The organism is Cryptosporangium aurantiacum (assembly GCF_900143005.1).
In the GTDB taxonomy this organism is placed as follows: Bacteria; Actinomycetota; Actinomycetes; order Mycobacteriales; family Cryptosporangiaceae; genus Cryptosporangium; species Cryptosporangium aurantiacum.
The window spans coordinates 364244-385493 of sequence record NZ_FRCS01000008.1; the positions used below are offsets into that span (position 1 = coordinate 364244).

The following is a 21250-nucleotide window of genomic DNA, read 5'->3' on the forward strand; positions in this document are numbered from 1 at the left end:
CGGCGTGCCGGGCCGCACGGCCGGATTGGGACTCTCCGTAGCCGCCCGCCGAACTGTCGGACGGGCTCGCTAGCCTCCAGCCACGTTCGACGTGGAGGGAGTGGCTGGATGGCCTGGTTAGCGGTGGCGGGCGGCTACGAGGTGACGCTGGACGGCGAAAACCTCGTGTGCCGCAACGCGGCGGGCAAGACGCTACGTTCAGTGCCCAAGGCGGTCCGCGAGGATCCGGTGGTCGTGGGCCTGAAACAGCTGACCGAATGGCTCACCCGGCACGAAGCCCAATGCCGGGCCGACGTCGAACGCTGGATGGTCCGCTCGCTGCAGGTTCCCGCCACCCTGCTGGCGGAGGTCTGGGCCGACGAGGCCTGGGCGTCCGCCGCTCGCAACCTCGTGGTCACGACCCCCGACGGCGAACAGGTCGGCTTCCTCCGCGACGCGAGCGAGAAGGGCATCGGCATCGTCGACCTCGACGGTGAGACCGTCCGGCTCGACGCCGACCAGATCCTGTTCCCGCACCCGGTCCTGCTCGAGGACATCGACGACCTCCGCGAATTCGCCGCCGACCTCGAGCTGTCCCAAGCGATCGACCAGCTGTTCCGGGAGGTCTGGGTGCGCCCGGCCGACCTCGACGCGGCCGCGACGCGGGTTACCCGGTACTCCGGCGGGCGCTACGACCAGCTGCGTCACCTCACCGCCAGGGCTTCGCAGCTGGGTTTCCGCGTCCGCGGTGGGTTCGCGGTCTGTCGTGTCTTCGAGAACGGCCAGGTCGTCGAGGCCCGCTCCTGGGTCGGGTCGGACGATCCGTACTACTCGACCGAGACCGGTGACCTGTTCTTCACCCGCTCGGACGGCGTCGCGCTGCCGCTGCGTGAGGTGGGGCCGGTGGCCTGGTCCGAGGGCAACCGGATGGCCGCCGGCCTGTACGCCGGACGCGTCGTAGAGAAGGAGGACGCGGCGTGAGCACCTCTCTCGACGCGCTGCTCGACGCGGGTGCGGTGCTCCCGGTCGGCACCGAGGTCGCGTCGTCCGACACGGTCGACGCGCTGTTCACCCGCGCCTACCAGCACCCGGTGCTGGACGGCCGCACGGTGGTCCGGCTGGTGCCCGGCACGCTGCACGCGGCCGAGGACCTCTCGATGGAGTTCCTCGGCTTCGTGGCGCCCGAGCGGTCGACCGAGGTCGGCACCGTCCGCAGGCAGGCGCTCGGGTTCCCCGCCTGGGCGCTCGTCAACGACCCGGCCAACGGCCACCACGCCCTGGCGCTGGTCAAGGAGATCGAACGGCTGGCCCGGATCGCGAAGTCCCGCGTCGGCCCGGCGAAGGAGGGCTTCGACGAGCTCGGCGCGCGGTTGGCCCGCGCCGTGCCGCACTTCCTCCCGACGTACTACGAGGAGGCCGGGCGGGCGTTCATCGCCGCCGAGAGCCCTTCGTACGCCGCGATGATGTTCGGCAAGGCCCGCGAGGCGGAGCAGTCGTACGCGCTGGCCGTCGACGAGGACCGCGAGCACGCGGTGTTCCTGGAGTTCGCGCTGGCCGGGGCGCTGACCGCGAAGGCGCTCACCGCGCACGCCAGGACGCTCGCGGCCCGCAGTGAGCCGGCGGCGGCCTACCACCGGTTCCGCCGCCTCTGCGTCGAGCGCACGCTGGGCGGCCTGGCCCCCTACGCCGGAATGGTCGCCGACCTGCGTCGGCTGGCGAAGGCGGCCCGGCTCGACCAGGCCGAGGCCGACGCCGAGGTGCTGCGCGACCTGATCGAGGCGCCGACGCTGCCGAAGGCGCCGGAGGCGTTCTGGAAGGCGTACCGACCGGCGCTGGTCCGGCTCGCCGCCGAGGTCCCCGCGATCCGCGGGCGGCTGCTGACGTTCTTCCCCGAGCACCTGGACAGCGAGGCCTGGCTGGAGCTACTGGCCGAAGCAGGCGCGACCGAGGCGCTGGTGGCGCCCGCGGGGAGCGGCGACCCGGCCGCCGATCCCGCCGACAGCGTCGCCGGCTGGTTCCACCGGTTCGCCCAGCACCGCGACTCGCAGACCAGGCGGAGCACGAAGCGGTCCGCCCCGCTGTACGCGCTACTGGAGCGCGCCGCCGACCGCGTCCGTGCCGACGGCGTCCCGCTGAAGCTCGAACTCGACTGGTCGTCCGATCTCGACCTGTACGACACCGCGCTGGCACTGGGCCTTCCGGTGGCCGACCCGAGCGACAGCTTCCAGGTCGACGTCGGCCAGTGGCTGAGGGACGAGACCGACGGTCGTCGTGATCTCGCCGCGTTCGCCGCCGACCCCCGTTTCCTCGGCGCGCTGGTACGGGCGGCGGAGGCCGGGCTGCCGCGGCGGCCCTCCCCGGCGCTGGTGGAGACGGCCCTCGCGTCCGCCGGGCTGCGGGTCGCGCTGACCCACTTCCTCGACGACCTGGCCGAGTCGATCGAGCAGCAGGGCCTGCCGACGCTGGAGCCGCAGCTGCAGCGGCTCGACAAGCTCGTCGACGGGCGCCTGCTCGCGCTCAACCCGGCCGCTACCGAGCGGATCCGGACGCACGACTTGGCGGCGGTCCTCGGCCGGACGCTCCGCTCCGGTCTGGTCGACGAGTACGGCTGGCCCGCGTTCGAGCAGTACGTGACCGAGTCCGTGCCGCCGCCCCGGTCCGATGACGACGACGAGAAGGTCCAGCAGTTCACCCAGTGGCCCCACGTCGTCCTCCGGCACAACACCCACGTCGCGGTGTTCGACTCCGACGGTGTCGTACTGCGGCACGCACTCCGCATCCCCCGCGACCAGCGGGAGTACCTCTGGCTCACCGCGTTCCGCTACGTCGACGGCCAGCTCCTGGTCTCCTGGGACACCGGGCCCAACCGGTCGGCCTACTGGAGCGGCACGCCCGACGACGTTCTGATCGAGCTGCCGTTCTCGGCGTGGCATCCGGACGACGGTTCGCTGCCGCTGCCCGGCGGAGGTCGCACCGCCGGGGGCAGGCCGCTGCACGTCGGCGACCGGTCCCACAGCGTGGCCGGGCGCGTGTACACCGACGGGCGGTCGTTCTGGGTCTACGGCCAGGACGACGAGGGTGCCTCCACGATCGTCGAGTTCGACCCGGCGACCGGCGAGCGCGGCCGGGTGTCGATGCCGGCGTTCTTCGAGGCCGACCCGGTCGACGGGGAGAAGCTCGACATCGCGGGCAGCACGTTGAAGACCGCGGTGTCCGGTAGCCACACGAGCCCGTTCGCAGCCGCCGACGGACTGGTGGGCTTGCGACTGCGCACCACGGCCGACGGCATCTCCATCGGTACCGGCATCGACGGACGATCGATCCGTGTCCGGACACCGGAGGACACCCGCCTGATCCAGGCGGTGCGCTTCCCCGGGTCGGACACCGTGTTCGGCCTGTTGCGCCGGAATCAGTGGCGCGAGGACACGCTGTCCGTGGTGGACGCGGACGGCTTCGTGGTCGCCGCGGTGAACATCGGTGCGCGCCGACCCACGTTCGCCGCGGGCACCCCGCTGGTGACGCGCCCGGCTGGCTGGCACCACCTGCGCCCCCGTGACCTCGCCGGGTCTGCGGTGCTGCGTGCGGTCACCGACGAGCAGGCCGCGCTGCTGCTCGCGGCCGGTGCCCGTGACCACGCCGTGGTGGAGGAAGCCGAGGCGGCGAAGCGGCGGCTGACCCCTGCGGAGGCCACCGCCGAGGTCCGCGCCGCGGTGGCCGAGGTGCTGCCCGGCGTCACCCACCCCGAGTTGGTCAACGGGCTGGTCGGCATCGTCGCGCTGGCCGCCGAGCGCGCCGCGCTGCTCGCCGAGCTCAGCGCGGGCCTCCAGCACGCCGCGTCGGCGGAGCCGGTGGCGGTCAAGGAGGTCGTCAGCGGCAAGCCCGCCGACGGTCCGCTCATGGACGGGCTCACGCTGCTGATCCCCCGCTGCTACGACCGCGGCGGCGAGGCTGCTCGTCTGCTGACGGCCGCCGGCCGCGCCCTGGTCGACGGGGTACCTCCGCGCGAGGGTGACCTGGAGGGCGACCACGACTGGTTCAAGGCGCTCCAGGTGTTCCCGGCCGTGCTCTACCGCGCGGTGTCGCCGCTCTACCGCTCGCTCGTGCTGCCGGTCGGGCTCGCGGAGCGCGAGGCACTGCTCGAACTGGCCGAGCTGATCGCCGACCTCGGCCTGCTGGCGCCGGGCGGGCGACTGCGCCGGATCATCGGGTCGACCGAGACCGAGCCGGGCCCCGACCGGTTGCAGCCGAACGGGAACGGTGGCCGCATCCTGCGGCTGAGCGAGCCGGACGCCGCCGACGACGACCCGCAACGGTGGAGCGTCGACCTGCTCGATTACCAGCCGGACGGCGAGTTCGCGCCGATACCGGGCATCCAGATCTCCTACGACTACCCGCTGCTGGCCGGATTCGACGAGGAGACCGTGCGGTCGTACGTCGCGGCGGCGCGCGAGCGCGGGCCGATCGAGTGGCGTCCGGAGCGGGTCGACGAACTGTCGAAGCGCGCCGGGATCACGCGCGCCGAGGCGCTCCTCCTGCTGTACGGCCTCGTCAACCCCGGCGCGCCGGTGCGGGCGGCCGCGGAGGAGATCGGCATCCCGGTCGCGGCGCTGGAGATCGTCGACGACACGTGGGACTACGGCGGAAGGATCAACCGGGCCGCGCTGGTCGGCACCCTCCTGCCCGCCGAGCCCGGCCGGATCTGGGACGACGGACCGGCCCTGGACGGCCTCGTGGACTTCTACCGGAGCCTGGGTCGGCGCGCGCCGGTGTCCGAAACCGTGCTCATCGCGCTGTCCAAAGCGAACCTGTGCTGGCGTCCACGTCCGCTGACGCTCGCGATCGGGCTGCGCTCGCCGGAGGCGTGCCGGTGGATCGCGCCGCTGCCCCGCGACGCGGCCGGGCAGGTCGACCACCGTCGGCTGGACATCCGCGACCCCGACGCCGACGACGTTCTGACGGCCATGGCCAGGGCGTTGCCGTGGCTGGCATACCACCTGCCGGTCGACGACGAGTTGCGCACGGTGCTGCCGGAGGCACTTCGCCTCTACCGGGCGCGGATCTCCGAGCCGGAGCACGAGATCCCCCTGCAGTACTTCGACGAGGACGAGTGGGCCGCGCTCGCCGACGACCTGGGCACCACCCCCGTCGACCGCAGTAGCCGCGACGAGGACCGCATCGAGCTGGGGCCGTTCGTGACGCCGGACCGCAGCGACGGACGGCGGGTCCGGGTGCGCCCGGCGCTGCTCTCCGGTCCCGACGACCCGGCGCTGCGCGCGTTCGAGGCGAGGGCCGACGAATCGGAAGAGATCGAAGCGCTCCGGGTGGTGCTGTCGGACTGGCTGCCGCGCCTGCTCGACGCCGCGGCGGCCGTCGATCCGGCGGCCGGCCCACCGCAGGACCCGAGCCGTTCGGTGCCCGACCTGGTCACCGAGGCCGCGACGACGCTCGGTCTGAGCGCCGACGCCGCCACGGTCTACCTCCAGCTGCTGGCCCTGCCCGATCCCACCGACCGCAACGTCGCGAAGTGGACCGGGTGGAAGCCCGCCCGGCTGAAGAAGGCGCGCGCCGAGCTGGCCGCGACGCCGCTGGTCACAGAGGCGAAGCGCTCCCGGGCGAGCCGGACGTTGTTCCTGCCCGGTGGCTGGCTGGCACTGAAGTCACCGCTTCCGCCGATCGAGGCCTGGAAGAGCCCGCTGTACGGGTTCGCGGCCGGCGAACCCACCCACCGGCGGGTGGTGCCGCTGCTCCCGATCCCCGAGTTGTTCGCCGCAGCCTGGGATCGCGTGCGCAACGGCGACGAACCGCGATTCGACGAACTGCAGACCGGAAGGCGCCGATGAGCACCCCGACCGACACCGCACTCGCCCGGCAGGTGGATCCCGCCGAGGACACCTACGCGGAGGAGCTGGCGTTCCTGGCCCGGTACGACGACGGGCCGCGGCCGCCGGGGTGGCAGCTCACGCCCCGGGCCGTGGTGACGTTCGTGCTGGGCAGCGACGGGCAGGCGTTGGCCGCGGGCAAGGAACGCCGGGAGATCAGCCCGAAGTTCGTCGGTGACCGGGCGCTGGTGGAGCGGTGCGTGGTGACGCTCGCCGGGGAGCGGGGCCTCCTGCTCGTCGGCGAGCCCGGCACCGCGAAGTCGATGTTGTCCGAGCTGCTGGCCGCGGCGGTGAGCGGCACCAGCGCGCTCGTCGTCCAGGGCACGGCGGGCACCACCGAGGACCACTTCCGGTACGGCTGGAACTACGCGCTGCTGCTGGCGAACGGGCCGAGCCCGGAGGCGCTGGTGCCGTCCCCGGTGCTGACCGCGATGCGGACCGGCGCCGTCGGGCGGATCGAGGAGCTGACCCGGTGCCTGCCGGAGGTGCAGGACGCGCTGGTCTCGATCCTCTCCGACCGGCGGATCGCGGTACCGGAGCTGGCGGCGACCGAGCACGCCACGGTGGCCGCGGCGCCCGGCTTCACGGTCATCGCCACCGCGAACATCCGCGACCGCGGCGTCTCGGAGATGTCCGCGGCGCTCAAGCGGCGGTTCAACGTGGAGACCGTCGGTCCGATCCCGACGCTCGCGGACGAGATCGCGCTGGTCAAGCGTCAGGCCACGAAGACCGTGGCTCGGTCGGGTGCGGCGTTCGGCGTGGATGATGCGGTGCTGGAGGCGCTGCTCACCGCGTTCCGCGACCTGCGTACCGGCGAGTCCGTGGAGGGGTGGCAGGTCCAACGTCCGTCCACGGTGATGAGCACGGCCGAGGCGGTGTCGGTGGCCACGTCGCTGGCGCTGGCCGCGGCCTACTTCCCCGGTGACCGGGACGTGCTGTCGCTGCTGCCGGGTCACCTGCGCGGCGTCGCCGCCAAGGACGACCCGGCGGACGCCGCCACGCTGCTCGGGTACTGGGACGGCGCCGTCCGGCGGCGCGCGGAGGAGGGGTCGCGGCTCTGGCGTCAGCTCTGGGAGCTACGGCATGCAGTCGGATGATCCCGCGCGGGTCGTCGACGCTCTCGCCGAGCAGGCCACGCCGTACCTGATCGGGGTGCGGCACCACTCCCCCGCGCTCGCGGCGGTGGTGCCCCGGCTACTCGACGCCGCGCGGCCGGACGTCCTGCTGGTCGAGCTGCCCGCCGAGTTCGCGGACTGGTTGCCGTGGCTGGCCGATCCGGCGACCGTGGCGCCGGTGGCCCTGGCCGGCACCGACGGGCGCGACAACGCGCTGGCGTTCTACCCGTTCGCCGACTTCTCGCCGGAGCTGGCGGCGGTGCGGTGGGCGGCACGGAACGGCGTCCGGGTCGTCCCGTGCGACCTGCCGCTGGCCGACCGCGGCTGGGACCGGACCGACACCGAGCCTGCCGCGGCGGGCCCGGCCTCGGCTGGACCGGACTCGACTGGACCGGACTCGGCTGGACCGGACTCGGCTCGGCCCGGTACGGCCGGGCCCGGCACGGCGGGGCCGGGCGGTCCGCTGCTGTCCGATGCGTTGCGGGCCGGCAACACCGGGCGGGTCGACGACGACCTCTGGGACCGCGCCGTCGAGGCGCGTGCTCCCGGGTCGACGCCGGAGGCCGTGCGGCGGGCCGCGCTGCTGGTGGGCTGGGCGTTCCGCACGGACGCCCAGCGCGAGGGCGGCGTCGACCCGGTCGACCTGCGCCGCGAGGAGTGGATGCGCCGGTGCGTCGCGGAGGCACTGGCGTCCGGGGCACAGCGGATCGCGGCGGTCGTCGGCGCGTTCCACGCCCCGGCGCTGCACGTCGACCCTGCGGCCGCGGGCAACACCCCGCCCGCCGCCGAGCGCCCGGACACCCAGATCGTGACGTCGCTGGTGCCCTACACGTTCGCGCTGCTCGATTCCCGGTCGGGCTACCCGGCGGGCATCCGCGATCCGCAGTGGCAGCAGGAGGTCCTGGCCGCGGGCGGCGACACCGCCGCCGTCGAGGACGCGGCGATCGCCGCGCTGGTCGGGATCACCGCGCAGGTCCGGGAGGCGGGTCATCCGGCCGGTCCGGGCGAGGCGCGACAAGCCGTCCAGCTGGCGACCGGGCTGGCTCAGCTGCGCGGCCTGCCCGCGCCCGGGCGCGGTGAGCTGGTGGAGGCGGTGCAAAGCGTCCTCGCTCAAGGCGAGGTGCAGGGCCGTGGCCGCGTAGTGGCCAAGGCGATGGAACGGGTGCTGGTCGGCGAGCGCCGCGGCCGGGTGGCACCGGCGGCACCGCGCTCGGGACTGCGGTCGGCGATCGAACGGGACCTGGTGGCGCTCCGCCTGCCCGGCCCGGGCGACCCGCCCCGGGATCTCCGGCTCGACCCATTGCGCTCCGATCTCGACCGCCGACGGGAGATCGCGCTGCGCCGGCTCACGGTCTGCCGGGTGCCCTACGCGTCCGAGACCGACGTCGTCGGCGTGGGCGGGCTCGCGGGGCTGACCACGCGGTGGACGGCCGACTGGACACCGTCGACCGAGGCGTCGCTGGACGTCGCGGGCGTCCAGGGCGTCACGCTCGCCCAGGCCGCCGAGGGCGCGCTCCGGCTCCGGCACCGCCGTCAGGTCGACGCGGGTGGGCCGACCGCGGGTGAGGTCGTGGACGGCTTCACCACCGCGGCCGCGTGCGGGCTGATCGATCTGGCCGCGGAGCGGTTGACGGCGCTCGCGCTGACGGCACCGGCCACCGGCACGCTGCCGGAGCTGCTCGACGCGCTGGCGGCGCTGGACCGCGTCCGGCTGGGTCACGTGCCGGGGTTGCCGCCGTCGGTCCTCCCCGAGCTGGGTGACCTCGCCGGGGCGACCGAGGCGATCCGGGCCGCCGCCGTCCGTCAGCTCGACGGCCTGGCCGGTTCCACCGACGTCGGGGACGCGCGGGCGTTGATCGCGCTCGCGCTCCGCAACGACGTCGGCTTGCGGCTGGCCGACGCGCTGGGGCGGCTGGCGGACGACGGGAGCCCGCTGATCGCGGCGGCCGCGAGCGCGGCGCAGGTGCTGCTCGGGCTGGCGGAGCCGGAGTGGCTGGGCGAGCGGGTCGCGTCCTGGGTGGACAGCGCGACCGACGCGGACCGCCGCCGGGTCCTGCAGGGGCGCCTGACCGGCCTGCTCGCGGCGTCCGGTCCGCTGCTGGAGACCGGGGGCGCGGTGCTGGACGGCCTGTTCGACCGAGTCGAGACGCTGGCCGACCAGGACTTCCTGGAGCGGCTACCCGCGCTGCGCGGCGGCTTCCACGTGCTGAGCCCCGCCGGGCGCGACCGGCTGCTCGCGGTCGTGACCGACCGGCTCGGCGACGGGATATCCGAGATCGGTGGGGCGGCCGAGATCGACGTGGTGCCCGACCCCGAGGCGTTGCTGCACCGGCTGCTCGCCGACCGTGCCGGGAGGGCGGCACTCGAGCGGTATCACCTGCCGGTGGCGGCGGCCGTCTCTGCTGAGCCGCCCGCGCCGGAAGGGCTCCGCTCGGCGGGCGCGCAGGTTTCTGGGGGTGAGCTGAGCACCGTGGACCGGTGGCGGCTGGTGCTGGGTCGCCCCGGCGCCCAGGGCAAGGAGGCCGTCCGCTACGCGAGCGCACTCGACGAGCTGTACGGCGCCGGACGCGGTGAGGGCGCCCAGGACGACGCCGACGCTCGCGCCGGGCGCGCGGCGTCCTATCCCACGGCCCGCGAGTGGTCGGAGGAGCTCGCGGTGCTGTTCGGGCCGGGCGTCCGCGAGGAGGTGCTCGGCCGGGCGGTCGAAGCCGGGCGCACCGACGCGGCGCTGGAGCTCGATCCCGCGTCGGCGCGTCCGTCGGTGGAGCTGCTGCAGTCCGTGCTCTCGCTGGTGGGCGGCGTCCCCGAGGCGACGCTCGCCCGGCTGCGGCCGCTGGTCGCCCGGCTGGTGGCCGAGCTGACCCAACAGCTCGCGACCCGGATCCGACCGGCGCTGACCGGCCTGGCGTCCCCGCGCCCGACGTACCGGCCGGGTGGGCCGCTCGACCTGCCCCGGACGCTGCGCGCGAACCTGGCCACCACGCACCGCACCGACGACGGCCGGGTGGTCGTCGTTCCGGAGCGGCCGGTGTTCCGGACCCGGGCGCGGCGCAGCGTCGACTGGCGTCTGGTGCTGGTCGTCGACGTGTCCGGCTCGATGGAGGCGTCGGTGATCTGGTCGGCGCTGACCGCCTCCGTGCTGGCCGGCGTCCCGGCGCTGACCACGCACTTCGTAGCGTTCTCCACGGACGTCATCGATTTGTCCGACCGGGTGGACGACCCGCTCGGCCTCCTGCTCGAGGTCCGGGTCGGCGGCGGCACGCACATCGCCGCGGGGCTGCGGCACGCCCGCTCGCTGGTGACCGTGCCGACCCGGACGCTGGTTGCGGTGATCAGCGATTTCGAGGAGGGGTACAGCGTGGGTGGCCTGCTGTCGGAGGTGCGAGCCCTGGCCGAGTCGGGCTGCACGCTGCTGGGTTGCGCGAGCCTGGACGACGCCGGGAAGCCGCGGTACTCGGTGCCGATCGCCGAGCGGCTGGTGGCCGCAGGCATGCCCGTAGCCGCGCTCAGCCCGCTGGAGCTGGCTCGCTGGGTCGGGGAGCACGTCCGATGAACCAACCACTACCCCCGGTCGACGCGCTGGTTCTTGCCGACGGCGTCGACGCGCTACCCGGGCGGCTGCGCAAGCGGCTGGACGCCGCGGTGTCGAAGGTGGCCGGTTGGACGGTCAGCGTGGACGGAGCCGAATGGTCCGTCCACGTCGACGACGCGACGGTCGTCACGCTGCGCACGGTCGACGGTGCGGTGCGTGCCGCGGACAACGCACGGTGCACGTGCCTGCTCGCCCCGGCCTGCCTGCACCGCGCGGCTGTGCTGTCAGCCGCGCCGGTGGCGACGGAAGAGGCGGCCGGTGCGACGGACCCAGCGACCGGTGCGGCGTCGGACGCGACGGAGGCGCCCGCCGAGGAACCCGGTGACGAACCGGCTGCCACGGGCTTGAGTGCCGTGCAACGCGCCGCCGCGGACGCGGTCTGGTCCGCGGCCGGTGCCGTCCTCACCGCCGGTGTCACCGGCAGCGGCGTCGTGCTCCGGGCCGCGCTGCTGCGCGCCGCACACGATGCTCGCGCGCACGGCCTGCACCACCTCGCCGCAGGGGCCCGCCAGGTCGCTGCGCACCTGCAGGACGCCCGGTCCGGTGCTCCGCAGTACCGGCTGGGCACACTCAGCGACGACCTGCGCGCGCTGCTCCTGCTGGCCCATCGCCTCCGTGATCCGGGCCTTCCCGACGCCGAGGCGGCACCCCTGCTGGGCACCGCCCGTCGCGAGTACACCGCACGGGGCAGCCTCCGCCTGGTCGGCCTCTGCTCGGTGCCGGTGCTCGCGCGCTCCGGGCACGCGGGCACCGCGACCTACACCGTCGACCGGGACGGCGTGTTCTGGCTGGTCGCGGACATTTATCCCGGTGACGTCCAGCGAGCGGCGGTCACCGGCGACGCGGGCATCCCGCTCGGCGAAGGTCTGCTGAGCCATCGGGAGCTGGCCCGCGCCGGGCTGATGGTCACCGGCGCCACGGCCAGCGAGTCCCGGCAACTCGGCGCCGGGCAGGGCGTCCGCGCGGTGCGGTCGGGTGGCGCCACGTGGGACGAGGCACCGCTGGCCGCGCTCTGGGACGAGCCGGTCGAGGCTCAGCTCGACCGGGCCTTCGCCGCGATCGAGTTGCCCGTGCAGGACCGGCCGGCCGGGGCCGACCTGCTGTTCCTCCGGGTCGAGATCATCGGCTCGGCCAGCGGCGGCGTGCTCGCGGTCACGGAGGACGAACGGCTGGTCACGCTCGCGATCGCGATCGACGGCCCGGAGCTGGCGTACCGCGACAACCTGCGGGTGCTGGCCGCTGCGGGCGGTGTCGCGCTGCGCTTGATCGGCCGGCCCGACCCGGCCCGCCCCGGTGTCGTCCACGCCCTCGCCATAGCCCCCGACGGCCCCGCGCCCGACGGCCCGGCCTCGGACGCCCCCGCGCCCGACGGGCCCGCGTCGGACGCCCCCGCGCCCGAGTCGGACGGCCGAGCCTCAAACGGCCCCGCGTCGGACGACGCCGACGGCCCCAGCCCCGGCTCCGGCCCCGACGGACCCGACGGACCTGGCGGACCTGGCGGACCTGGCGGACCCGACGGACCTGGCGGACCTGGCGGACCTGGCGCCGACCGTCTTGCCGGGCTTCGGCTGCCTGCGGCGTGGGGCGGCCACGCCGACCTCGGCTACGACCGCCTCCACCGCAGCATGATCACCGGCCCGCTCGCCGGGCTCACCCCGGCCCCCGCCGACGGCCCGCCGTCGGACAGCCCGGCGCCCCTCGCCGGTGACCCCGCGCTGCGTCTGCTCCGGCGTCACCTCGACCGCACGGTCGAGGGCGGCCGTGCGGTCCAGGCGTTCGCCCGCGGCGACCAGCAGTTGCTGCGCCGGAGCCGCTGGGAGACCGGCGCCGACTTGCTCGCGACGCTCAACGCCTCGGCGCGACCGGGCCACCGCGACACGTTCGGCCGGCTCGCCGACGACGACGGACGACGCTTCGTCGTGGCCTGGCTGGCCGCCGCCGTGTACGAACAGGCGGCGGCCTCGGCCCTCAGCCGCGCGTCGTGGTCACCGGGGAGCGGCCTGACACAGGACTAACCCCCTAGCCCCGAGCGAGCGCCGCCGCCAGCGACGGCGCCAGCGGCAACTGCGGGATCAGCGTCGCCTGCACCGCGTGGTACGCGTCCGGCTTGCCGCTCCACACCTCGGCGGACGGCGCGTTCCCCGGGTCCAGCTCGTGACGCCACGAGCCGCGGTCGCGGTCGATCAGGTACCGGTCGGCGTAGTCCCACCACTGCCGGTACGGCGCCGCGTAACGCGGGTCGCCGGTCTCGATCCAGAGCGCGGCCGCCGCGTTCGTGGCCTCGTTGACCACCCAGTGCAACCGGTCCCGCACGACCGGCTGCCCGGACCAGTCCGTGGTGTAGACGAAGCCGTCCGCACCGTCCACGGCCCACCCGTCGGCCGCCGCCCGGTCGTACAGCGCGATCGCGCCCTCGCGCAGTGCGTCCACCTCGGCGGTCGGGTCGGCTGCGGCCAGTGCCGCGGCCAGGTGCAGGCACAGCCGCGACCACTCCAGGCCGTGCCCGATCGTCGCTCCGTACGGCTGGAATCGGTGGCGGGGCTGATTCCGGTGGTACTCGAGCAGCGGGTTCCAGTCCTCGTCGAAGTGCTCCGGGATCCGCCAGTCGTTCGCGGACGCCCAGCCCAGCACCCGCCGGGTGATCCGGTCGGCGCGGGCCTGCCAGACGAGGTCGCCGGTGGCGTCCGCCGCCGCCAGGTAGGCCTCCACCGTGTGCATGTTCGCGTTGACGCCGCGATACGGGTCCGCCGCCGACCAGCGTCGATCCCACGCGTCGACCACCATGCCGTCGGCCTCGCGCCAGAATCGCTGCTCGTTCACGGCCAGCGCGTCGGTGAGCAGCGCCTCCGCCCCCGGGCGCCCGGCCGCGACCCCCGACGATGCCGCGAGCACCACGAACGCGTGCGCGTAGGCGGCCTTCCCGTCGTCGACCGGGCCGTCGACGGTGATCGACGAGAACCACCCGTCGTCCACCCGATCGCGGAACCGGTCGGTCAGCGCCGCGAGGCCGTGGTCGGTCAGCTCCGCGGCGCCCGGTCGCCCGACGAGCGTGGCCAGCGCGAACACGTGCGTCATCCGGCAGGTGATCCACAGTTCGATCGGACGCTCGGGGTCGATCGTCCCGTCGTCGCTGAGCCAGCCGAACCCCGCCGGGTGCACCGACCGTGCCGCGAAGTCGAACAACCCGTCACGCTCGACGTCCAGCCACGCCCGGTGCTCAGCGGAGTCGATCCAACTGTCACCGCCGGGCCGCGCCGCCCGGATCTGCTCGGCCACTCCGGTCCGCCCTTCGTCGAGGTCAGCGTTTGCGGAGGTAGCCTCGCACCCCACCGCCGCCCGCGCCCGCCGAGGGGCCACATCGAGAGTTCTGTCGGTGCTCATGGCTACGGTCACGCCATGACCGAGTCACCCACCACCACTACTGCTGCCAAGGCGCAGCACTTCCTCGATCTGCACCGCAGCGAGCGTCCGCTGCTGCTGCCGAACCCCTGGGATGTCGGCTCCGCCCTCCTCCTCACCACGCTCGGTTTCTCCGCGCTGGCCACCACCAGCAGCGGTTTCGCGGCCACGCTCGGCCGGAGCGACGGCCAGGTGACCGGGGAGGAGGCCCTCGCGCACGCAGCGGCGATCGCCGCCGCGACCGACGTGCCGGTCTCCGCCGACTTCGAGAACGGCTTCGCCGACGTGCCCGCCGCGGTGGCTGCGCTGATCAGCGCGGCGATCGACAGTGGTCTGGCCGGCTGTTCCGTCGAGGACGCCACGGGCCGCGACGACGAGCCGATCTACGACCTCGCGGCGGCCACCGACCGCATCGCCGCCGCCGCGGAGGCCGCCCACTCCGGTCCGACGCGCCTGGTGCTCACCGCGCGCGCCGAGAACTACCTCTACGAGCGCACCGACCTCGCCGACACGATCGCCCGGCTGCAGGCGTACCAGGAGGCCGGCGCCGACGTGCTCTACGCGCCGGGCCTGATCAGCGCCGACGACATCCGCGCGGTGGTCACCTCGGTCGACCGGCCGGTCAACGTGCTCGCTTTCCCGGGCACACCGCCGGTCGCCGAGCTGGCCGAACTCGGCGTCAGCCGGGTGTCGATCGGCGGCAGCTTCGCGTTCGCGGCGCTGGGCGCGGCGGCCGAGGCCGCGGCCGAGTTCCGCGACCACGGCACGTACGGGTTCCTCGGCCTGGCTCGCCGGGGCTCCAAGGCCGCCCGCAACGCGTTCAGCTGACCCCCACGCCTGGCGGGGTCAGGCGCCGGAGCCGGAGGGCCGAGGCGCCTGCTCCCAGCGCGAGCACCACCGCGAGCGTGATCGACGTGTGCACCAGATCGCGGACGACGTGGTTCGCGCCGGCGCCGTGCACGATCGCGTACTCGCCGATCTCGCGGGTGAACCAGAACGGCAACGCGTGCGCCGCGGCCTTGGGGCCGGGTCGACCGGGTGGACGCTCGCGCATGCGGGCGAGCCGCCCGACGATGGCCTCCGGGCGGCGCGACGCCGTTGACTGAAGTCCGGATCGGACAACACTCAACGGGAGATTTCGATGCTGTTCAGGAACGTCACGCTGATCGCCGCGACGGCGGCGACCGGCCTTGCGGCCGGCTTGTACTACACGTTTGCGTGCGCGGTCATGCCCGGCCTGCGCCAGGTCGACGACCGCACTTTCGTGGACGCCATGCAGCGGATCAACGTGGCGATCCTGAACGGGTGGTTCGCACTCAGCTTCGCGGGGGCGCTCATCCTGACCGTGCTCGCCGGGATCCTGGAGTGGCGGGCCGGCGAGCGGTCGGCGGCGCTCTGGATCGCGGTGGCCGCCGCGATCTACGTCACGACGCTGCTCATCACGTTCGTGCTCAACGTGCCGCTGAACAACCAGCTGAACGACGCCGGCGACCCGGCCCGGATCGCGGACCTCGCCGCCGTCAGGGCCGACTTCGAGGCGTCCTGGGTCCGCTGGAACATCGTCCGCGCCGTTCTGGCCACCGCCAGCCTGGCCACGCTGGCCTACGCGCTCCTCCGCCGAGCCGAGTCCTGATCACGCGAGAAGCCCCGCCTGGAAGGGCGGGGCTGAGAGCGACGTCAGGCGTCACTCCGGCCGATCGAGGATGCGCAGCCAGGTCCCGTCGGGCTGGCGGCGCGCTACCTGGGCGCGGCCGCCGGTTCCGTCGGCCGGGCGGGTCGCGGTGAGCGCGAGGTCTCCGTGGTACAGCGTCGGCAGCGGCTCCTCGACCTTCTGCGGCGGCATCTTCGCCACGACCTTCTCGAACAGGGCCTGGATCGCCTCGCGTCCGACGGTCGTCGCACCGACGGGGTATCCGAGCACGGCGTCCGGCTCGTACAGCGCGGCGATGCCCTCGGCGTCGTCGGCGTTGGCCCGTTCGACGAACAGCCGGGCCAGGTCTTCGGGAGTGGCGGCACGTTCGCGGTCGGCAGTCATCTCAGCTCCGTTGTACGGGTAGGGGAACGAACACCTCCACCGTGCTCCGCACCGATCCAGACGTCAAAGACCAGCTTCTTCTCCCAACTAGAATCGCTAGTTATGGAACTCCGCCAGCTCGCGTACTTCCTCGCGGTCGTGGAGAACGGCAGCTTCACGAAGGCCGCGGCCCAGGTGCGGGTCGCCCAGCCGGGCGTCAGCGCGCAGATCCGCCAGCTCGAACGCGAGTTGGGCCAGCCGCTGCTCGACCGCTCCGGCCGCGCGGTCCGCCTGACCGAGGTCGGCGCCGCCGTCCTCCCCTACGCCCGCGCCGCGCTGGCCGCCGTGGACGCCGCCCGGCACGCGGTCGACGAGCTCACCGGGTTGCTGCGCGGCCGGGTCGCGCTCGGGATGATCACGTCCTGCGGCCCGCTCGGTCTCCCGGAGATCCTCGCCGAGTTCCACCAGAAGCATCCCGCGGTCGAGATCACGCTCACCGAGGGCGACTCGAACGACCTCGTCGACGCGCTGCGCGCCGGGACGCTCGACGCCGCGATCATCGGGCTGCCGACCACCCCACCGGCCGACCTCGCAACCCAGATCGTCACCGACGAACCGGTCGTCTGCGCGGTCGCGGACGACCACCCGCTGGCCGTCCGCTCCGACCTGGCGATTCCGGACCTGCGCGGGCAGCCGCTGATCAGCCTGCCCACCGGCACCGGGATCCGGGCCCGCCTGGAGGACGCCTGCGCCGCGGCCGGATTCGCACCGCACATCGCGTTCGAGGCGAGCGACCCGTTCCTCCTCGCCGACCTGGCCGCCCGCGGGCTCGGCGTCGCGATCTTGCCGGCGTCGGTCGTCGCACCACCGCCGGACGGCGTCCGCGCGGTGGCGATCGTCGACCCGCCGCTCCGCGGGCAACTCGCGCTCGCCTGGCGCGCGGCGAAGGCGGCCAACGGAGCGGGGCCCACGAACCCCGCCGCGAGGACGTTCCTCACCCACACCCGCGACGCCCTGCCGAACCTCACCCGAACGCACTGACCGCCTCGCCGTCCGCAGGGGTCGGCCGACAGAACTCACTACCCGGCTCGACGGAAGTACCGGTTCGCGGCCGGGCGGAACATCAACACGCACGCCATGACGACCGCTACCACGTGCAGCGTGCGGATCGCGATCACCAGCGCGAGCTGCAGGTCCGCCGACCCGAGCGCGTCGCCCAGCGAATTGCCGTCGGCCAGCCAGGAGATCGGGTCGGCAACCAGCGAGAGCATGCCGACCACGCCGAGCCCGAGCCCCAGCGCGATCCGCGCCCAGCGGCGTCCCCGCCAGAACGCAGCCACCACCAGCAGTACGACCGTGTACACCACGGCCCGCACGCCGACGCCCGCCAGCAGAGGGCCGATCGCCTCGCCGTCGTTGGCGAGCACGGCCACCGTGCCGATCGTCTCCACCACGCCGGCCGCTACCGCAGTCACCCACCACGCCGCCGACGCCTGCACCGCCGAGGGCGGCTTGTGCCCGGGCGACGCCGTGGGCGCCACCATCGTTCGTTCCGACATCTCGCACCTCGTCCGGTCGCGGAAACCAGCGGTGATCCCGCCGTGTACCGAGCGTGCTCCGGAAGCCGGCGAACAGCGTCCCGCCGAGGTATCGACCTGTCCTACCCCTGAAGTACCCCCGCCGACTGTCCAATGTCTACCCACCGCCGACCGGGGCGGATTTCCGATCCGGGATAGTGGGGTCATGCGCCCGGATACTCGCGAGAACCTCGATGGCTGATCCCAACGGATCGCTGTCGAGACCCGAATCGCTCTCCCGGCAGATCTACGCGACGCTGCGCGAAGGCATCATCCGCGGACAGTACGCACAAGGCTCACGACTGGCCGAGCAGCGGCTCGCCGAGGAACTCGCGGTCTCCCGCGTACCGCTGCGGGAAGCCGTGCCGCTGCTCGAGATGGACGGGTTCGTCCGAACGCTGCCGCGCCGCGGGACCGTCGTCTCCACCTGGTCGCTCGCGGCCGCGCACGACCTCTTCGACCTGCGGCTCTGTCTCGATGTGGGCGCGGCGACGTACGCGGCGCGCCAGGTCGCGGCCGGCGCGTCGACCGAGTTGCTCGCCGCCGCGCTGGAGCGGTCGGCGGCCGGAGCGGCGGAGGGCGACCGGTACCGGATCGCGCAGACCCGGTCGGCGTTCCACGACGCGATCGTCGATCTCACCGGGAACGCGTTGATGGCGACGCTGATGCGTCCGGTCTCCGGCCGGATGACGTGGTTGTTCTACTTGACGGCCGAGCCGGGTGCGCCCGACCCGTCGGTCGGCAACAGCCAGCTCTACCGTGCGATCACGTCCGGCAACGAGCGCGTCGCCGAGGCGGTCGCCTACGCGCGCATCGAGTGCGATCGGCGCGAATCGCTCGACGCGCTGCGGCGGATCGGCGTCGAATAAGCGCTCCACCGGACCGCGCGGGAGGCAATACAGTCCGGCCCATGGATCCCGTCACCGGCGACGACGTGACCGCCAGCGTCAACCTGTTGCGGCGCTCGTTCGCCGACGTCCCCGACAGCTCCTGGCGAGTGCCGGCCGGTGACCTGCGGTGGAGCTGCTGGGAAACGCTGGAGCACCTGGTCGACGACCTGTTCAGTTACGCGATCCAGGTGGCTGCGTCCGATCCGCCGCGGGACGACGTCGTCCCGTTCGACTACCGCACCACCCGCGACGGCGGACCGGCGAACTCCCTGTTCCTCCAGCCTTCGGCCGGTACCGCCGGCCTTCTCCAGGCGCTGGAGGTCTGCGGGGTCTTTCTCGCGACCGCGGTCCGGGACGCGCCACCGGACCGGCGCGCGCACCACGGCTACGGGCTGTCCGACCCGGAGGGCTTCGCGGCGATGGGCGTCGTCGAGACGCTGGTGCACGGCGAGGACCTGGCCCGCGGCCTGAAGCGCCCCTGGTCACCGCCCGCCGACCTGTGCGGCCGCTCCCTGCACCGGCTGTTCCCGGACGCGCCGCCGGAGGCCGAGCCGTGGCCGGCGCTGCTGTGGGCGACCGGCCGCGGCGCGTTGCCCGGACACCCCGACCGGGGCGACACGTGGCGCTGGGACGCACGCCCGGCGTCCGAGCGCTAGAACCTTGACAGGCAACCCGATCCCCACCGGCGCGAGCTGCTCGACCGCCTCAACCGGCGCAACGGCCAGACGCTACAGGAGCCCTGGGCGGGCCTGGACATGGCGCGGCAGTGGGGCGCTCAGCGGACGCACCCCCAAGACCGGCGGCCGGCCGGAGATCCTGGCCAACCTCAAGTCGCTGCTGGAGACCGGCGACGTGCTGCACCCGGAGGCATAGACCAAGGTCGACGAGGCCGTCATCTTTCGAGAGCAGTCCCCCCGCGCGGCGCCCCGTACGGTGACCACATGCGGAACTGGCGGGTCGATGTCGGCCTGACCGTGCTGGCCCTCGCCCTCGGCTTGCTCTTCCTCGCCGACGACGGCGTGGAACACCCGGTCGCAGACGTGGTGTTGGGCGCGTTCGCGTGCGGCGGGCTCGTGATCGCCCGACGCCGCTGGACCGTGCCGATCGCGGTCGCGCTGATCCCGATGCTGGCGGTGTCCACGGTCTCGATGGGGGCGTCCGTGGTCGTGCTCGCGGTCGTCGCCCGGTACCGGTCGTGGCCGGTGACGCTGGCCGTCGCCGGGCTGCACGCCTCGCTGTTCGTCGGGGCGTTCACGGTGGTCGCCCACGGGTCACCGGAGTACGTGGCCGCGGTCGTCATCGTGCTCGCGCTGGACGCCGCGATGGTGGCCTCCGGCAAACTGGTGCGGTCCCAGCGCCTGCTCGTCGAGTCGTGGCAGGCGCGTGCCCGGGAGGCCGAGGAGGGCCAGCGTTTGCGTGTCGAGGAGGCCCGGCACGCCGAGCGGGAGCGGATCGCCCGGGAGATGCACGACGTGCTCGCTCACCGAATCTCGCTGCTCGCGGTGCACGCGGGCGCGCTGGAGGTACGCAAGTCGGCACCGGAGGACGAGCGGCGGGCGGCCGGGGTCATCCGGGAATCCGCGTACGCCGCGCTCGAGGACCTGCGCGAGGTGATCGGCATGCTCCGCAGTGACGGCGACGACGCCGACCGGCCGCAACCGACGCTCACGGACGTGCCCGCGCTGGTCGAGCAGTCCCGGCAGGCAGGCGTTCCGGTCACGCTCGACAACCGGAGCGATGGCCCGGTCGCCGACGGGGTCGGCAGGCACGTCTACCGGGTCGTCCAGGAAGGGCTCACGAACGCCCGGAAACACGCACCGGACGCGCCGGTCCGCGTGGTGCTCTCCGACCGCGACGGCGGATTGGCGGTGGAGATCACGAACCGGATGTCCGCCGCGGGCGCCTCGCTGCCCGGCGCCGGCAGCGGGCTGGTCGGGCTGCGGGAACGGATGGAGCTGGTCGGCGGCTCGCTGGAACACGGGCGGACGGACACCGGCGACTTCCGCCTCTCCGCCTGGGTCCCGGAGCGGACGCCGTGACAATGAACCCTTTTCAACCCCACGAATCGCCGCAGACTGAACGTCGTCCGCAGGGGTCGGCCGACAAGGATTCAATCCGCGTGCTGATCGTCGACGACGACGCGCTAGTCCGTGCCGGTCTGGAGATGATGCTCGGCCAGTTCGACGACCTCACGGTCGTCGGTGCGATCAGCGACGGCGCCGAGGTACTTCCCGCCGTCAATTCCCTACATCCGGACGTCGTCCTGATGGACATTCGGATGCCGCTGATCGACGGGTTGACGGCCACCGAACAGCTCCGAGCACGGCGGGACCCGCCCGAGGTGATCGTGCTGACGACCTTCGACACCGACCGGCACATCCGCCGGGCGATGCGGGCGGGCGCCAGCGGATTCCTGCTCAAACACACGCCCCCGGCGCAGATCGCGCGCTCGATCCGGCTGGTCGCCGCCGGGGAGCCGATGCTGTCACCCGACGTCACGCGGCGGGTGATGGCGTTCGCGGCAGAGCCCGACGGCGATCCGCGGCGCGACGAGGCACAGCGGTTGCTGGGGCGGCTGTCCGACGGTGAGCGAGCGGTCGCGGTGCTGGTCGGCCAGGGGCGGACGAACAGCGAGATCGGGCGCGAACTGCTGATGAGCACGGCGACCGTGAAGGCGTACATGTCGCGGATCCTCACCAAGCTCGAGCTGACGAACCGGGTGCAGGTGGCGCTGCTCGTGCGCGACGCGGAATAGGTCATCGGTCGACCGATGAGTTCTCCGCGCGGCCGACGTTGTATCAGTGA

Annotated in this window: 16 protein-coding genes; 12 read left to right on the top strand and 4 right to left on the bottom strand. The window is 73.8% G+C overall.

Annotated elements, in window-relative coordinates:
- Positions 1-108 precede the first annotated feature (108 nt).
- The 5 genes from BUB75_RS26680 to BUB75_RS26700 are packed head-to-tail and all read left to right on the top strand — an operon-like array spanning position 109 to position 12580.
- A complete protein-coding gene (locus BUB75_RS26680; RefSeq protein ID WP_073260553.1) occupies positions 109-960 on the top strand; it encodes a DUF4132 domain-containing protein in 852 nt (283 codons plus the stop codon).
- Positions 957-5819 carry a hypothetical protein gene (locus BUB75_RS26685; RefSeq protein WP_073260554.1) on the top strand — a complete coding sequence of 1621 codons (4863 nt, stop codon included), beginning with the start codon at positions 957-959 and terminating at the stop codon, positions 5817-5819. The genes BUB75_RS26680 and BUB75_RS26685 overlap by 4 nt, the downstream gene beginning before the upstream one ends.
- Complete coding sequence (locus tag BUB75_RS26690) at positions 5816-6955, top strand: ATP-binding protein (protein ID WP_073260555.1); 1140 nt, start codon at positions 5816-5818, stop codon at positions 6953-6955. The genes BUB75_RS26685 and BUB75_RS26690 overlap by 4 nt, the downstream gene beginning before the upstream one ends.
- The gene (locus BUB75_RS26695) at positions 6942-10526 is read left to right on the top strand and encodes a DUF5682 family protein (protein ID WP_073260556.1); all 3585 of its coding nucleotides are present in this window, start codon (positions 6942-6944) and stop codon (positions 10524-10526) included. Before BUB75_RS26690 ends, BUB75_RS26695 begins: the two co-directional genes overlap by 14 nt.
- Positions 10523-12580: a hypothetical protein gene (locus tag BUB75_RS26700; protein ID WP_073260557.1), complete on the top strand. Its 2058-nt coding sequence runs from the start codon at positions 10523-10525 to the stop codon at positions 12578-12580. Before BUB75_RS26695 ends, BUB75_RS26700 begins: the two co-directional genes overlap by 4 nt.
- Positions 12581-12584: 4 nt before the next feature.
- On the opposite strand, the gene BUB75_RS26705 is transcribed toward BUB75_RS26700, so the two are convergent.
- Complete coding sequence (locus BUB75_RS26705; protein WP_218617775.1) at positions 12585-13841, bottom strand: AGE family epimerase/isomerase; 1257 nt, start codon at positions 13839-13841, stop codon at positions 12585-12587.
- 120 nt (positions 13842-13961) lie between these two features.
- Here BUB75_RS26705 and BUB75_RS26710 point away from each other — a divergent pair, with 120 nt between their 5' ends.
- Positions 13962-14792, top strand: coding sequence for an isocitrate lyase/PEP mutase family protein (locus BUB75_RS26710; protein ID WP_073260558.1), 831 nt, complete (start codon positions 13962-13964; stop codon positions 14790-14792).
- Here the strand turns inward: BUB75_RS26710 and BUB75_RS26715 are convergent.
- On the bottom strand, positions 14785-15018 hold the full coding sequence (locus BUB75_RS26715; RefSeq protein ID WP_073260559.1) for a hypothetical protein: 234 nt from the start codon (positions 15016-15018) through the stop codon (positions 14785-14787). The two genes, BUB75_RS26710 and BUB75_RS26715, sit on opposite strands and share 8 nt — an antisense overlap.
- An 87-nt stretch (positions 15019-15105) precedes the next feature.
- Between BUB75_RS26715 and BUB75_RS26720 the strand changes: the two genes are divergently transcribed.
- Positions 15106-15597: an anthrone oxygenase family protein gene (locus BUB75_RS26720; protein WP_073260560.1), complete on the top strand. Its 492-nt coding sequence runs from the start codon at positions 15106-15108 to the stop codon at positions 15595-15597.
- Positions 15598-15648: 51 nt separating this feature from the next.
- Here the strand turns inward: BUB75_RS26720 and BUB75_RS26725 are convergent, their stop codons facing one another.
- Positions 15649-15999, bottom strand: a complete 351-nt coding sequence (locus BUB75_RS26725) for a YybH family protein (RefSeq protein ID WP_073260561.1) — start codon at positions 15997-15999, stop codon at positions 15649-15651.
- A 102-nt stretch (positions 16000-16101) separates the two neighbouring features.
- Between BUB75_RS26725 and BUB75_RS26730 the strand changes: the two genes are divergently transcribed.
- Positions 16102-17019: a LysR family transcriptional regulator gene (locus BUB75_RS26730; protein ID WP_073260562.1), complete on the top strand. Its 918-nt coding sequence runs from the start codon at positions 16102-16104 to the stop codon at positions 17017-17019.
- A gap of 38 nt (positions 17020-17057) precedes the next feature.
- On the opposite strand, the gene BUB75_RS26735 is transcribed toward BUB75_RS26730, so the two are convergent.
- Positions 17058-17537 carry a hypothetical protein gene (locus tag BUB75_RS26735; RefSeq protein WP_073260563.1) on the bottom strand — a complete coding sequence of 160 codons (480 nt, stop codon included), beginning with the start codon at positions 17535-17537 and terminating at the stop codon, positions 17058-17060.
- Between the two features lie 212 nt (positions 17538-17749).
- Between BUB75_RS26735 and BUB75_RS26740 the strand changes: the two genes are divergently transcribed.
- From BUB75_RS26740 to BUB75_RS26755, 4 genes are all read left to right on the top strand, one after another.
- Complete coding sequence (locus BUB75_RS26740; RefSeq protein WP_073260564.1) at positions 17750-18424, top strand: GntR family transcriptional regulator; 675 nt, start codon at positions 17750-17752, stop codon at positions 18422-18424.
- Between the two features lie 41 nt (positions 18425-18465).
- Positions 18466-19101: a maleylpyruvate isomerase N-terminal domain-containing protein gene (locus BUB75_RS26745; protein ID WP_073260565.1), complete on the top strand. Its 636-nt coding sequence runs from the start codon at positions 18466-18468 to the stop codon at positions 19099-19101.
- Between the two features lie 285 nt (positions 19102-19386).
- Complete coding sequence (locus tag BUB75_RS26750; protein WP_073260566.1) at positions 19387-20484, top strand: sensor histidine kinase; 1098 nt, start codon at positions 19387-19389, stop codon at positions 20482-20484.
- Between the two features lie 80 nt (positions 20485-20564).
- The gene (locus BUB75_RS26755; protein ID WP_218617776.1) at positions 20565-21200 is read left to right on the top strand and encodes a response regulator transcription factor; all 636 of its coding nucleotides are present in this window, start codon (positions 20565-20567) and stop codon (positions 21198-21200) included.
- The last annotated feature ends 50 nt before the right edge of the window (positions 21201-21250 follow it).